9 protein-coding genes and 1 pseudogene are annotated in these 15,830 nt (G+C 34.5%); all 10 read right to left on the bottom strand.

Annotated features, from left to right (window positions below):
• A pseudogene (locus ACW2QF_RS03510) lies at positions 1–288 on the bottom strand (UbiA family prenyltransferase); the annotation flags it as partial.
• A gap of 68 nt (positions 289–356) precedes the next feature.
• On the bottom strand, positions 357–1,133 hold the full coding sequence (locus ACW2QF_RS03515) for a polyprenyl synthetase family protein (protein WP_455714612.1): 777 nt from the start codon (positions 1,131–1,133) through the stop codon (positions 357–359).
• A gap of 12 nt (positions 1,134–1,145) precedes the next feature.
• The gene (locus tag ACW2QF_RS03520; protein ID WP_455714613.1) at positions 1,146–1,337 is read right to left on the bottom strand and encodes a hypothetical protein; all 192 of its coding nucleotides are present in this window, start codon (positions 1,335–1,337) and stop codon (positions 1,146–1,148) included.
• Complete coding sequence (locus ACW2QF_RS03525; protein ID WP_455714614.1) at positions 1,330–3,357, bottom strand: FAD-dependent oxidoreductase; 2,028 nt, start codon at positions 3,355–3,357, stop codon at positions 1,330–1,332. The genes ACW2QF_RS03520 and ACW2QF_RS03525 overlap by 8 nt, the downstream gene beginning before the upstream one ends.
• Before the next feature lie 143 nt (positions 3,358–3,500).
• Positions 3,501–4,502 (bottom strand): aromatic acid exporter family protein, encoded by a 1,002-nt coding sequence (locus ACW2QF_RS03530; RefSeq protein WP_455714615.1) that lies wholly within the window; start codon positions 4,500–4,502, stop codon positions 3,501–3,503.
• A 69-nt stretch (positions 4,503–4,571) separates the two neighbouring features.
• A complete protein-coding gene (locus ACW2QF_RS03535; RefSeq protein WP_455714616.1) occupies positions 4,572–6,236 on the bottom strand; it encodes a putative manganese-dependent inorganic diphosphatase in 1,665 nt (554 codons plus the stop codon).
• A gap of 107 nt (positions 6,237–6,343) precedes the next feature.
• Positions 6,344–8,479, bottom strand: a complete 2,136-nt coding sequence (locus tag ACW2QF_RS03540; RefSeq protein ID WP_455714617.1) for a hypothetical protein — start codon at positions 8,477–8,479, stop codon at positions 6,344–6,346.
• 609 nt (positions 8,480–9,088) lie between these two features.
• Positions 9,089–13,507: a hypothetical protein gene (locus ACW2QF_RS03545; RefSeq protein ID WP_455714618.1), complete on the bottom strand. Its 4,419-nt coding sequence runs from the start codon at positions 13,505–13,507 to the stop codon at positions 9,089–9,091.
• Positions 13,494–14,231, bottom strand: coding sequence for a DUF6063 family protein (locus tag ACW2QF_RS03550; RefSeq protein ID WP_455714619.1), 738 nt, complete (start codon positions 14,229–14,231; stop codon positions 13,494–13,496). The genes ACW2QF_RS03545 and ACW2QF_RS03550 overlap by 14 nt, the downstream gene beginning before the upstream one ends.
• The gene (locus ACW2QF_RS03555; RefSeq protein WP_455714620.1) at positions 14,221–15,783 is read right to left on the bottom strand and encodes a hypothetical protein; all 1,563 of its coding nucleotides are present in this window, start codon (positions 15,781–15,783) and stop codon (positions 14,221–14,223) included. The genes ACW2QF_RS03550 and ACW2QF_RS03555 overlap by 11 nt, the downstream gene beginning before the upstream one ends.
• Positions 15,784–15,830 lie beyond the last annotated feature (47 nt).

Consider the following 15,830-nt stretch of genomic DNA (forward strand, 5'->3'; position numbering starts at 1 on the left):
TGCCAAATACAAACCTAATCCAGTACTTATTCCAAACAACACATAGATTATGATAAGTGATGCCTTACGACTAAATTGTAACGATTGATCATTGTTTTTCGTATCTATATAATTATTAATAGCTGTTGTGGTTAAATCAAATAAGAACATAGAGACAAAGAAAACTAACGTTAGTTTCCAATCAATGTTCTGTTTATGATATACTAAAAGGCCAATTGTCATTAAAAATGCAAAAGTACTTGTTATTTTAGTCCTAATTTCTACATAATCTAAAAATCTTTTAACCATGATTTCATTTTCCTTCCATATATGACTTTTCATATATGATTTCCATGAATACAAGGCAAAAATAACAATTAAGCTAAATGAGCAGCTTTATTTAATATGGATATTAATTTGTTTTTCTTACTTTCTGTCAACTCTAACTCGTTAATAATTTTCATAGACTTTGCGTGATATCTGCTCACTACCCAGTGAGTAAACTTAAGTCCACCTGCTTTATTCACGGCGTCATTAATATCTTTTCGCGTCACTTGGTTGTTACTTGCCTTTTCTTTAAACTCGCTCATGTCTTCCAGTGCTTTGATTAATGGCAAAGTAATAACACCTTGTTCAAAATCCGATTGCACAGGCTTCTTGGCTACATCAACCGTCTTTTCAAAATCAATGCAGTCATCAATCAATTGAAATATCATACCTATATAGTGCCCTAGTTGTTTGTACCTCTTACATTCTGTCTCCTTACAGTCCGAGAAGATAGCTCCGGCATAAAAGGAAGCCTCAAATAGCGCTGCTGTTTTTCCATCAATAATCTTCAGATACTGATACATGGACAGATTTAAATTACCATTGTTAAGATACTGATTTAGCTCTCCAAGACAAACTTTTCCCATATAGTTTTGCATATTAAGATCTAAATAGTCTTCTTTATTTGAAATACTCGCTACCAAATTAAGTGCGACGCAAAACAGATAATCTCCGCAAATAACTGCAGTTTTTTTCCCATATTTCTTTTGTAATGTTACATCTCCTCTACGTAGATCAGCATTATCAATTACATCATCATGAAGCAACTTAGACTTCTGTATAATTTCAATTCCTGCTGGCAATTTTATAGCTTTTGGATGAATCATTCCATCTTTTTGCTAAGCAGCTTTTAATAGCGATATCGCACGTATAAACTTTCCCTTAGACTCCGTTAAATGTTTTGTATAACCTCGAATAAGAAGTGGTGAAGTAGATAATGAGTTATCTACTTCACTTTTAACAAGTTCTAAGGCATCATCAAACTTTACTAGTTTGATATTCTCTTTTATTTTCATCTTGTTATTAATCATTATAAATATACAGCTTTCTTACAAATCCTAATCGTTTCCAACGTTTCTTAAGAGCAGGCATTGCATAGTAATCAAGACCAATTGTTCTACCAGCTCCGATTAACACTGCTATTCCAGCGAAGAACATCCAAATAGTGTTTAGATATAAACCAGTTGTACAAACGAACATTAATTGTAACACTAATGATACAGCTGAAGCTGGAGTAGTAAATAAACCACCTATTAAAGCTAAACCTATTAAGATCTCTGCTACAACAATAAGAACTTGCATAACAACTTGCACTTCGTCACTTGATAAAACTAACTTGTCAAGGAACCAGTTCATAAATGGAACATCAATCTTGAATGCATAATCCCCAATTGCTGATTCAGCTAATTCTTTACCTGAAACAAAAATTAATCTGAATATACCTAGGAAATCAAAGTTCATTAACACATGTCCAATCGCTTCTGTTGCTGATGCTGCTGCATCTGCTACAGCTCCTGATACTCCTGTTGCTGCTGAAACTACATCCACAGTAGTTGTTGCTGCTGCACTTGTTGCTGATGAAATTGCATCTGAACTACCACTTGCAGCACCACCTATAATACTATCATACCAAGCATTGGCCCCACCAAAAAATCCTGTTAGTTTAGGAGATGTTAACCAACCTTCAACTATCTTCATGATTCCTTCAAATAGCCATACAGCACCAAGCCAAACTCTTAATGGTACTAACAAGAAACTTGGAGTTCTGTTTGAGAAATGTCCTCCAACAAAACTTCTACAATTTCTAATAGTGAAAAACTCATGTTTTATATAGCTAAATATCTTATTCCAGCCTAATACTTGTATAAAATAAACAATATTGATAAAATGCTTTGCAAACATTGCCAAGAAGGAAGGCAAGCTAAACATACGGTTTGGGAAACCAACATGTGCTACACCGTAGCGACCTCCGATACAGACCATAACCCCATGGAAAGAAGGTTTATACTCTTCTAGCTCAGTTTTTCCTGTAATTGCACAGAATATATTATGAGCAGCTGTATGGGCAGATTGTTCCGCATTTTCTACCATTTGAGGAACAGGACGTTCTTCTCCTTCTGGTATATAATACATGTTATCGCCAACAACATAAACGTTTTCATCTTTTGTTGAACGAAGATGAGAATCTACTTGGATTCGTCCACCACGATTTAGTTCTAACTTATCTCCAGAAGCTTGCGTAATATCAGAACTTTGAATACCTGCAGCCCAAATTACTGTTCCCGCTTCATGGCGTTCTACCTTATCATCTTTTTTAAGTTCAATAAAATCAGTGCCTATAGCACAAACTGATGTGCTTAATAATAGTTCAACGCCCATTTTTTGTAGACGTTTTGCTACCTTGTTGGATAGTTTTTCAGGCATATTAGGTATCGGTCTGTTAAGTCCATCCACGTTATACATAGTAACATCTTGTCTATCTATGTTATATTTTTCACAAAGAATCGGAACATATTCCGCTAGCTCACCAACCATCTCTACACCTGTAAAGCCTGCACCAACTACATAGAAAGTTAATAGCTTTTTACGGTTTTTAGCATTAGGTTCGCAAGACGCTTTTCTAAACATATTATGTATATGTTCTCTTAAATTAACAGCATCTTCATAAGACCAAAGTTGATGTGAAAACTCTTCTGCCCCTGGCACCCCATAAAATGTAGGTTTAGAGCCTGCCGACATTACTAAAACATCATAGTCATATGACTCCTGCTTACCAATAACAGTTTTTTTGTCATAATCAATTGAAGTAACTGTATCTAGCTTTACATCAACTCTTCTACCAGCAAATACTTTTTTTAAATCGATCTTAATACTATCCTCATCAACACGATTTGCTGCTACTTCATGAAGTTCAGTAAGCATGGTATGAAATGGATTCTTATCAATAATAGTAATGCTTACACCTTCATGTTTTTTAAATTTTTTTGCTAGTTTTTTTGCAGTCAGAATACCTGCATATCCTGCACCAACAATTACAATTTGTTTCTCCATTGTCTTCTCCTTTGATAATTTGACTATATCCTAGTCGGATGTATTATTATAGCAAGTCCGACATATTTTTGTCAAATGAATTCACCAAAAAAGTATTAATTGAGACACCTTTCTCAATAACACTAGACAATCCACCTTATTAATTATTTCTTGTTTCGTTTACGCCAATACTTCTGTAACTCTGATTCATTTAACGTCTGAATGAAGTCTATCTTTATATCAAGAAAGACTTTAAGCTCTGTAATGATAAAGTAAAGAACTGCTCTACTCTCGAACTCCTCTCTTGTGGTAGGGAGCTCATCTCTCCCCACTTCTTCTTGAATTACGTCTAATCTCTCTGCTAATACAACTGAATCATCATATTCATGAAAATGATTTGACATCTCTTTCATAAATTCTGCTATTATATAGTGCTGACGATACGTATGTTTTAACAAGTCAACACTCATATAAAGACGCTTTAATACAACACATTGTCTTTTACGCATCTCCATATATTCTAGATAGTATTTCGTATCACTAATAAGATTATTGTTTACATTTTCGTATGCTTTAGCAATAGCCGCATCCACGTCTCGTTCTAAAGTATCAAAACAGAATCTTTCTTCATCCTCTTTGTTATGCAATAACATATTATCTGCAACTGTGCAAATCAACTTACGCATATCTTCTTCCACAGCTTCTTGATCCCTCAATATCTCATCTCTCATTGTTGGCATATACAAATTCAGAATAATTCCTATCCCTACACCAACGGTTAATAACAATGTCTCATTTTCAATAAGTGCAGGATTCATATTCCCTTCCATCATAAAATGAGTGGTTATAACCGTACATATAGATAGTGCATCCTGTAGACCTAATAAGAAACAAAACAACACAGATAAGAACATATATATTGCAAATGCCCAGATGTGGTACCCCCAAATGTTGAATACCACAAATGCAATAATAAGCGACATAAAATATGCCAACACACGTTTACCGGCAATCTTTAACGTTTCTTTCTTCGTCCCCTGAATCGTTAATAGTGTAATTACCCCAGCAGACGTGCTGTATTTTAAATTAAGGATATTACAAATAATAATAGCTAAAGTACTACCAATTGCAATCTTAATCACTTGTAAAATACTGTTTTTATTCACCAATAAAACCCTTCCATATAGAAATTATAAAAACGTATAATAATGAGATTAGTATGCAACTAATTATTATTAATTATTATCTTGTTGTAGTGTCATCATAATTGGTGGTATTAACTGTTTCTTTCTAGAAACAACACCTTCTAGAATAATCTTTTCTTCAGGATTTACCTTGAATGCATTCTTAACAACATCTGCAGAACCGTCACCTTGGTAAATAAGTTCTGTTGATTCTTGTAATATGTTAGTAAGCATGAAAAATAACATGTTAACCCCATGATCTTTGAACGCCTTATCCATGTATGGAATTAATTTGTCTTTAATCTTCTCTAACTCTTCTTGATTCATTGCTGTAATTTGACCTACACCAAATGTTAAATCACCTGCAGTAAACTTCTTGAAATCTTGATAGAAGATTTCTTCAGGAGATTTACTTAATAGGTTACTACCAGCTGTAAACATTTCTTGTGCATAAGGTTCGATCTCAATACCAGCGATTTGTGCTAACTTTTTAGCTGCCATCTCATCCACTGGTGTACAAGTTGGTGAACGGAATACTAAAGTATCTGATAAAATTGCAGAGCATAATAAACCTGCAATATGTTTTTCAATTGGAATATTATTCTCTTCAAACATTTGGAATACAATTGTTGAAGTACAACCAACAGGTTGATTACGGAAGTATACTGGACTAAGTGTCTCAATGCTTCCGATACGGTGATGGTCAATAATTTCAAGAATTTCAGCTTCTTCTAAACCATCTACTGCTTGGGAACGTTCACTATGATCCATAAGAATTAGTTTTTTCCTTGTAGCATCTAATAAATTACGTCTGGAAATCATACCAATGAGTTCACCAGTCTTCTTATCTAGAATAGGGAAATCACGATATCTCTTCTTAGCCATGACAGCACGAATATCATCAACAAAATCTTCTGTAGTAAATGTAATTAGATTATCTCGTTTCATAAAGAAGCTAATTGGCATACTTTGGTTTACCAATCGTGCAACTGTGTAAGTATCATATGGTGTTTTAATAATTGTACAGTCTTTGTCTTGTGCTAATTTAGTAATTGTTTTGGATACCGTAGCACCATCACAAACAATAATGCATTTTGCATGCATTTCAATAGCACAAAGCTGTGATTCATAACGGTTACCCAAGATAACAACATCATTATCTTCGATATAGTTTTCCATAAGATCTGGATTAGCTGCTGCGATTAAGACTTTACCTGAGTCAACAATTTTCTCAGCATTGCCTGCGACTAATTCACCTTGTAACGTATCTATAATATTTGCGATTGGTGTCTTTGCAGTTGATAAAATCTTATTATCATACACATTCATATAAGTTTGTGCGATATCACCGATCGTAATAAGTCCCATTAATTGATTATCTGCTTCAACAACTGGTAACGTTACTACACTGTTCTCGTTCATCTTTTCCCATGCACGTCTAATTGACATGCTACTATTAATTCCTTTGATTTTACGCATCTCAATATCTTTAACTTGAGTACGTACATCAGGAAGGTATCCTGGTTGATTAACTCCAAAATATTGAAGTACAAATTTTGTCTCCGAATTTACTTGTCCTGCACGTTTTGCTTTGTATTTGTTACCAGTTAACTTGGATTTTAAATCTGCATACCCAATAGCAGAACAAATGGAGTCAGTATCCGGGTTACGATGTCCTATTACATATATTGTCTTGTTCTTTTCTTCTTCAGTCATAATTACTCCTTCTAAATTATGCAAAATTTCTTAATTTCATTTTTCCATTGTCTTGTTTGCATTATACATCTAATATGGATTATTTGTAGCTATTTACTCATTACCCTCTAGTCGATGATATCATCAATGGTAATAACATTCGTTATACTTTGTGAGAACTTGCCTTCTTTTGCTTGCTTCATCAACAAGAACATATTTCTAGTTTCTGCTTTTTTAATTAGTTCCCCTACATAAACTTTAACTTTTTCAAGTTGATCTGAAGTTGGAGTTACACGGTAGATTTGTTCTATTTTTATTTCCAAGTACTCCATAGCACCTTCTGCAACTTCATATTCTTGTTGTTTTATCATACTGTAAGCAAAGTCCGTGATATCTTGTAACGTATAACGTGGTAAGATAATTCGATGCGTAAAGAATGTACGAAGATCTTGTTCCCTATTCATTAATTCTTCCATATTTCTTGTACGGTCTTCAAACAAAACAAGAATTCTTCCATCGTAATGTTCAATCATATGAATAATCGACTTAACCGTACTAGAGTTTAATAAACTAGCATTTTCAATGACTAAGGAACCATCTGCTAATTGTTCCATCTTTTCAAGTAAATTAATGTTATTTAGCTTAGATGCACTTATCTTTGCAACCTTTTTTGTAGGGATACGATTTAACTTCCACATTGCAATGGCTATGGCTCTTGCTAATGAAGTCTTACCCGTTTGGATATCTCCACAAACCATAAAGTTATTGCATTGTTTTCTACTATCCATATTTTTTAGTATGGATAGTAATTGATTTTTAATTGACTCATTGTTAATGAAATTTTGGAAAATCGTATTTAAATTGACCCCGTAAGCATAAATGACATCTCCATCTTCTACGATATCAGGAGAATCGTGACGGTATGTTTTAATAACATCATCCTCCTGTATCTTTTGCATCTTATCTTTCATCTTCTGTAACTCGTCTTCAGTAAGGCTATTTTCTTTCTTAGATTCTTGTTCTTCAATCGCCGTATTCTCTTCAGAAGAAGATTGTTCTTTCAATGAAGTCTTCTCTTCTATAGTTGCCTCATTATCAGGCTCATCTTTAATTCTGTCCGCACTTTTATCCAGTTGTTTAAGATTATCAAGAGCATTCACACGAGCTTTGACTTCTTTTATTATATCTGGTGTAAGTACGTACTCTGATTTCACCTGCGTTACAGTTGATTTCTCTGTTGCATTTTGTGTTTCTGTCTCTTTTTCTGTTTCCGTTTCTGTGTCTGTTTCTGCTTGTGTTTCTGTTTCTGTTATTTGCTGACCTTGCTCCTCTTGTTCTTGCTCTACAGGTTGTTCTTCTGGGACCACAGCTTCTTTGGTACACTCTTCTTGTTCTTTGACAGTTTCCACTTCTGAAAGATCGTTTTCTTTATCTGCTGCTTTACCAGTATTAAGATATAAAGCATCGTTATCAAATTGATTGCTATCTGAAACAGTATTATCAATCTCAAGTGTAGACGATACAGTAACTGGTTGATTTACAAACCTTTGTTGGCTTATACCTCTTTTTTGTTTTACCTGTCTAATTACCTCTTCTAGGCTTTTAGTGGCATCAAATTCTCCAGCTTTTAAATTATCTGTAATATTAAATCCACTTGTATAATGTTCCTTTAATAAACGTGCTTTTTCAACCACAATTCCTTGTCCAAACCATAGAATAATATCACTACATTCATCTATGCATTTATCTACTTGTCCTGTTTTATGATATAACTTAGCAAGTTCATATGCCCATTCTTCCATATAATCCTCTTGCTTAAGTTGCACCAACGTTTCAATTCGCTGTGCATAAGGAATATGTTTTGCTTTCTCTATTCTATATCGTAATACCAAACGATATGGATCTTTTGGAGCAATTCGAAGATACTCCTTATAAAACTCCTCAGTTTCTTCCATATTCTTCATCTTAATTGACAAGTCAATTAACTGTTCAATTATTCTTCTAGAACAAGATCTTTCATAGATTCGCAATAAAATCTCCATAGCATCTTCATATTCATCATTATGAATAAGAATCTCTGCAATAACAGATAAATCGGACATACTTCTGATTTTATCAACATTCAGAGTTTCAAGAATCTTCATTGACTTCAGGTATTGTTTATCCTGTGCAAGTCTTTTTATTTCTTTCATCTTAAGACTAGAAGCATACCGTTCCATTCCTAGCACCTCCATATGCATACTGTAGAACTTCCTACCAGCCATTTTTAAATTCCTCTAGACTCGTTCCACGTTGTAACATCTATCCCTTATATAATAGTAAATAAAGATACTATTTTTTATTGTTCCATAGTTCTCCTTGTTATTATAGCATTTTCTGTCTATATAAGACAAGATAGTATTTCTTCTACTATAAAAATCGTATTTATGTTCTATGATTTGTGAATCAAAAGTTAAATTTTGTAATCGCAACAAAAGGTAAACTACAATATTTCACTATACATATGAAAATCCATATGTCAAGTATAATTTGTGTATTTACATTGTAAAATCCACATGTACAAAAAAACCTCCAAGTGCCAGTCTACTAAACAGCTCACTTGGAGGTGCATACATGCATAATGATTATATAAAAGATTTAAACAAGCGGAACATCTATAGCACTTCTTAGTGTGTACAAGACACCCCAGGAAGGCGAGGCATGGATGCCGACGCCAGCCAAAGCTGAGGCAGGATGCCGAATCGAAGGCGTTTCCGTACCCTTTAGATACCTCCCCGTACACACTTAGAAGTCCTTTAGATGTGAAGCGTGTTTCGTGTCATAGTACGTCAGCTAAGAAGCTGCAACAACCTATATAGAGTTTTGCCTCCACCCTAATCAAACAAGCTTGTCTGTTCATATTGTAACGGAATATATTCCATCTCCGTCGTATCTACATTACTATTGTACTCCACAACGACCGTTTGTTGCTTATTATCATTCAAACGTTGTCCAAGAATATAATTCACATCAAACTTACCTGTAATAGCAGGTGTTGTTCCTCTGGCAGGTACAATTAGCTGTACTTGATTCACCTTCAATAACTCAAAGATTGGTTCCCAGATGTAGACGTCTTTGGCCGCACCGAATGGGTTATCAATAAAGATTACTTTACGAAGCCCTGTATTATCGATATTACCTGAATTCATATACGTAATGTAGTTGATGATTGCGATCAAGAACTGGATATAGATACCTTGGGATTGTCCCGTACTACCAACCGCTTCTTCATAACGCAGGTGTCTACTTTGTTCTTTAATACGCTCTCTCTTATATAACGTTAATTTAATACGATTCATATCTGTTACGATAACAGAGAAGAGACGTTTTAGAGATAATGAAGCTTTGATGTATTTAATCTTGTCATTTGGTGTCTCGTATTTGTCAACACTAGCTACGACCATGTCAATATAGTCTGACATTCTTTGCCCCTGTAATTCTTCATTCACATAAGGGATACTTAAACCAATCATAGGAATCTGCTCATTGTCTAACATGATCTTTGATAGTTTTGGCAAACGTTCTAACGCCACTTTTACATTATCACAGCGCTGTAAACATTGGTTTTCGAAGCTTTGTTTCATTCGTTCCATATCTTCAAGACCTTGTTCCACACGCATTCTTTCTAAATGTATGCAATCACATACTTCCGTTAGATTGTTCTTCAATAAATTTGATTCCTCTAATGTAGTTGGTACAGTGACCGCGGTACGTAACTCCCCTGCAAGTTCATAAGCCTTAAGAATTTCCAATGTCTGAGCAGTCTTTTGTAACTGCTGATAGAATTCATCTCGTTTTCTGCTTGTATCTTTTGCTATGGATTCCAAATCCCTAGAAAGTTTCTTCACGAAAGCTTCCATATCTTCGATTTCAAAAGGTTGTACCGTTGTAGATTTTGTCAGTTCCATTTGACGATAGATTCTTTCCATATCTTCTTTAGCATTTTCACATATCTTCATGGCTCTTTCAGCACGAAGGAGATCCTCCTTCATTCTCTGCTTCTTCATTATCATAACTTGAAGAGCAGACTTTTGTTCGTCGATATTGGTATCTGCCGTAATCTGTCTGAGCGTCTCTTTGAATACATCACCGAATTTTTCTTCAGCTACAGTACGCGCTTGTTCTACTTTACCATCTAATTGATGCATCATGGCTTTCTTTTCATCAATGCTTTCACGTAGACAACTAAGAATCGTTTCTTGATTAAGGTAATCTGCATTCTCACTTTGTAAGATATCATCACTAATAGAAATTAAAGAATGGTTATTCTTCATCTCTTCTAATGTCGCCAAGCTAATCTTGCGTTTTGCAATTGCCTTCAAGCTACGATTCATAGCATTGACATAAGAATTAAGAAGTCGTTCTTTGTCTCCTAAATCACTAAATTCTTTCTCGTATGCATCTTTTTTACCTAAGAATTTTGCATCTAACTGCTCTTCTGATAAAGAAAGCACTTCAAATTCTTCCTCTTTGTAGTATGGAAGGAAGAGAGTTATCCACTGCTCCTTGCAAAATCTTAACTGTTTATCCACAGAATCCACTTGCGTTTTCCACTCTATGTGTTTAACTTTACACTCATCACGCATCTGGCAAATTCGTTCATAACGTTCATTTATTTGGTCACTTTCACCACGTAGCACCAAACTCTCTTCTTCAAGATTACGCAGTTCACTAGAAACAGACTCAATTTCAACAAGACGAGTACGTTCTTGTTCTTTTTCTTCTATTGCCTTAGTAACCCTAGAAATCTCTTCCGTCATTTTCTCTATGGATTGCTCTTTTTTCATGTAATCAGTTGCTAACTCATGAATCTCTTTAGCAAGAGAATCTAACTCTTGTTTACATTGAATATGACTTTGTGCCACTTCTGCATACTTGGCTTGCTCATGACCAAGATAAGAACGAACGTTATCCATATCTTTTTTGAGAATTTCTTCTTGTTCCTCTAATTTTCTAAGAAGTTCTTTTTCTTCTATCACCTCACCACGAACAATACTTTCTTCTTCCGCCATCCGTTCTTCACGGTAGAATAATTCTTCTTCTTTCATTGCAAATGTGATTGACTTCTTAGATAAGTTAATGGTTCCTTGCTTAATCTCTTCTAGATTCAGAATCGGTATTGCATATGCACCAAAATCCTTGCGGTGGAAATAGCGGTCTTCTAATAACGACTCATAATCCTCCATAACAATCAATGAATATGGTAGAATTGGAATCTTACGTAATAGATGCTCTCTTTCCTTAACAGGCAATGTATGAAGATACGCAGTTCCTGTCATAACTTGATCTTTGTATCTCTTCTCTAAGTATTCTTTTACCTTCGTTAGCCCTTCACTCTCTACATCAAGATTTCTCTCCATGAGTTGTGACAAATATCTTTCATTTACCTGAATACGTTCTTTGGATTTAACCATCTTTGTTACGAGTGTCTTATATTGCTCTTCCAACTCTTGTATACAATTGTCCTTAGATACAATATGATATACCTCTAATAATTTCTCGTATTGTGCCTGACGTACTCTATAACTTTCAATCCACTCTTCGTATTCCTTTATCGTGGTAGCAAGTCTAGTCTTCTTCTCTTCCTTTATTTGCAAACTTGTCTTCAGTGTAAGTAAGTTTTCTTGACAAGCCTCTAATTCCCCTCTGATAAGCTGTAGCTTATCTTCAGAATCTTTATTTTCTTCTTCTACTTGCCTTATGGTAGATTGAATCTCCTCAAGGAATAATAGGCTTACATTCTTACGCATCTGATTGAGTTTCTGCTTAAGTGTTACGATCTTCTCTTCAACGCCTGTAAATGCATTCTCTTTGATTGCACGTTCTATATCAAGATTTCTTTCCTCTTCGCTCAAATCTGTTAAGGTTTCCTCTGCTTCTTTCAATTGAACAAGTAATGTAGATTTTGCCTCTTCTAACTCTTGTACTTTCTGATCCATATGAAGTTTCTTATTGAAAGCAAGCTGGTTTAACTCTTTGATTTCTACTTTGTTACCACCTTTAATAGCATCTAAGGACTCCTTTAGTTCATCTCGATTGCTTTTTTCCTTCAGATACTCTAGATAATCATTCATACACTCTTTTAAAGAGATGTCTTTTTGTTTTCTAACTAACAACTCTTCTTGCAACTGAATTTCCTTTGTTAGCTGTGTAATCTCTTGATTGATTTCTACAAGACGAATTTCATTCTTCTTAAGTTTCGCAGCTTCTACAATAATCTCAAGATGTTTCAGTTTTTTATCTAATTCATCTTGTTCCTTGCATAACTGTTCATAATATGCTTGTTTTTCGACAATACATTTTTCATTATAATTATAGGCTTGGTGTAACTTCGTCTTTAATTCATCATCTTTCGTATATACATGGTCAAGCACACTTAGGCGTTCCTTCAACCCATCAATAATCTCTGTCTGACGATCATAGAGATTCAAAGTTGCCTTCTTTTGCGATAATTCAACTAATTTATCTTTGATATTAAGAAGTGTTGATGCCATATTATCTTCGCTTGTATTACTATCACCATCTTTGCGATCATACCCACTATCTAAATAACGATTGTAAGATTTCTGAATAATCTCTTCAATAAAAAGATCTTCTACTACCTTACGAGTTGTCTTATAATTTGTCTCAAAATACGTACGAACATGACCTTCTGTCTTGTTAATACCACGAATAATTTCCCATTCACTTTCATAAAGTCCATAACCACTTATAAATTGTTGATATTCTCCTTTACGGTCGAATATCTCTACACGAAGTCCTGGATTTCTCTGTATGTCCTTTAAGTATTGTTTCAGTCCAGAGTAGGTAATACGTTCATTTTCATCTACGAGTGGCAAATTACGAATATCGTTTTCATTATATTCACGGTAGAAGATACAATAATTGAAATAGTCAATAGAGGCCGTATCTTTCTCTTCCTGGGTTGTCCCTTTTCTTGCGCAGAATCCTGTTGTCATGTACTGGAAACCATCTTTTATGTTGTTATCATTAAGCTTCCATTCAATCAAAGAATGAATTGTGGAACTTCCTCCTGAAGTACGGAATAACTTCTCAACAGGTTGTTTATCATCTAATGTACAATTGGGTATTACCGTTTGTAATAATAAGAGCATAAGCACACTCTTACCGCCACCATTGGCAAGGTCATATAGCATGTTCTTCCCATACGGTTTCATCATGAAATCATCATAATACTGCGTACCGAAATTGTATTTTACATTGTTAACACGCAAGCGATTAATATGAGGCATTGTCATCATCCTCCTTTGTCATAATCTCGTACAAGCGGCCACGCTCTTCTTCAAAGTATCTAGTTATTATAGCGCGGAAGCGGTCTGTAATATAATAACGCTCTTCCATCTCTAGAAATAAAGATTGGGACATTAAGAAATTGAATACAAGCTTCATATATCCATATCTCGATCCTCTGGATGCCTTTCCACCCATGTTTTCTTCATTAGCTACACTAGGAAGCTCATCCCATAGATTCGCAATCGCTTCAAAACTATTTTCTTCTAATTCATTCAAACGAAACTGCTCCATGCCTGATATTACATTATGGAGTCCCGCATCTACTGCTTTCATAATGTCTTCAATTTTCACATATTCCGTATACGTATACGTGCCTGATCCTGTATAAAACTTGGTAATAATCTGATAGATAATAAAGTAACATAAGTACAATTCTTTATTCAAACGTACACCAATTAAACGACGCAACTCCTCGTTGGTATATCCAAACACGCGATTATGATTCCCTGCTGTTATGAATAAGGATTCATTGTATTCATATAGCTTTAGATTCATTTGGGTTAACATCGTATCTAACAGATTAGCAACTTCTGCATGATCACGGTATTCTTGATATAAATCCACATTCTTAGATGTTCTCATGCTAATCTCTTCGCCTGCGATTAGTTTTCCAAACAACTCCATCGCTTTTTCCAAACTATGGTTATCCATATTAACAAACATACTCCTTCCTTACAAACTCGATATTGGAAGTAAAGAAACTTGCTTTCTCTTCACTGGAAACAATCTGTATATTCTCGATCATATCTTCACTTAATTCCTCTGACATTACTATTTCAAAATGTAATTTCTTATATTTTTCATTCTCTGGTAACCCTAACATATATGCAATTATACCTTCCAAAAACGTATCAGGTTCTTTCAAAGTTTCCCATAAGCGATATTCCTTCTTCTGACATAAATGAACTAAGAACGAATAGTAATCACTGTTCTTGAATATCTCATCAAAATACTTCACTTCAAGTTTCCGATTAAAAGAACGTAAATCAAATTGATTCTTTGCAATTAGCATATCAAATAATGTTTTTGCAATTGCAATGAAATTACTCTGAATACGTTCATCTTCTTTCTCATCTTCATATTCATAAGAAGCCGTTTCGACTACTTCTACCTTCTCTGCCTGTTCTTCTGAATTTTGCGGATACGTAGTAAGCTCATCAATACTCGCTAGATTCCATGTTTTTCGTATATTCGGTAATAATAGTGGTTCTATCATCTCTTTTAGTAAATTCGTATCTTTGTGTAAGCGAATTTTAGATTCATAATCTCTAAAATCGAAGGAAGCACGTAATTTATTAAACTTAGCTGTTTTAAGCATCTCATCAGCTTTCGTTTGAAGATCCATACAATCCACTAATAGCTCATTATGTTTTCCAATCGCCTTTAACAATTCCTTCTCTAACTCATGTACATCTTGTAACGATTGCATATAAGAGTCTGAATTTGCCTCTGAGCTATTGCCTAATTCAGCTTTTTCTACGGCTTTTCGTATTAACTCGGTGTTCTTAGAAAATAATCTTTGTTCTTCTTCGAACCATTTCATTCCTGTTTTTACAAAACTGTCATATGCCTTCATTCCTTCGAACACATCATTACTTAATACTTGGATTACTTCATTCTTACGTAGACGAAGTATATTTACTTCATGATTAATACGACGAACCACTTGAATTCCCGACCTAAAATCCTGAGAACGAATCATCTTCTCTAATAATAACTGCTCAATATTAATTTTACTTTCGTCTTTAATCTCTTTCGTATCCAGATAGAATTCGATGGCATCCGACGTTAAGGTATACGTAACTTGATCCCCATCTAATTGACTGTTAATTAACTTTACACGAGTTACATTCTTCTTACGAGTAGCTGGATCATAATAATCCATATAAAAAGGTTTTCCTTCGTTATGAATCTTATCAAATATATATCCGATCAATTCCTTTGTCTCATCCGATGAAGAAGGTATCCCAAAATCTCTTTCTAGTAACAGGGATAAAAAAGCAACGTATTTTGCATATGTTACTTCCATGTTGTTAAAATTATTTTCTTCTATAAAAAAGCGTAGTACCGCCATAAGCACGTAACCCATGTCGATATCAGCATACTTTCCTTCTTTGTACTGTGTGAGAGAGGAATCCTTTATTCTAAAAAACGGGTAGTATTTCTTTAGATTTTGCATACGTTCATAGTGAAAATCTACAACTTCTTGTATCATACTTGCCCCTCCTTTACCTTATCTCATTAGGTAACTACCTAAAACGC

The sequence above is a fragment of the Anaerosporobacter sp. genome, assembly GCF_965301125.1.

What these genes read in the sequence shown, in the direction of transcription:
- ACW2QF_RS03555 (WP_455714620.1), bottom strand. Translation starts at nt 15,783, where the DNA reads ATGATACAAGAAGTTGTAGATTTTCACTATGAACGTATGCAAAATCTA.
- ACW2QF_RS03545 (WP_455714618.1), bottom strand. Translation starts at nt 13,507, where the DNA reads ATGCCTCATATTAATCGCTTGCGTGTTAACAATGTAAAATACAATTTC.
- ACW2QF_RS03550 (WP_455714619.1), bottom strand. Translation starts at nt 14,231, where the DNA reads ATGTTTGTTAATATGGATAACCATAGTTTGGAAAAAGCGATGGAGTTG.
- ACW2QF_RS03525 (WP_455714614.1), bottom strand. Translation starts at nt 3,357, where the DNA reads ATGGAGAAACAAATTGTAATTGTTGGTGCAGGATATGCAGGTATTCTG.
- ACW2QF_RS03520 (WP_455714613.1), bottom strand. Translation starts at nt 1,337, where the DNA reads ATGATTAATAACAAGATGAAAATAAAAGAGAATATCAAACTAGTAAAG.
- ACW2QF_RS03535 (WP_455714616.1), bottom strand. Translation starts at nt 6,236, where the DNA reads ATGACTGAAGAAGAAAAGAACAAGACAATATATGTAATAGGACATCGT.
- ACW2QF_RS03540 (WP_455714617.1), bottom strand. Translation starts at nt 8,479, where the DNA reads ATGGCTGGTAGGAAGTTCTACAGTATGCATATGGAGGTGCTAGGAATG.
- ACW2QF_RS03515 (WP_455714612.1), bottom strand. Translation starts at nt 1,133, where the DNA reads ATGATTCATCCAAAAGCTATAAAATTGCCAGCAGGAATTGAAATTATA.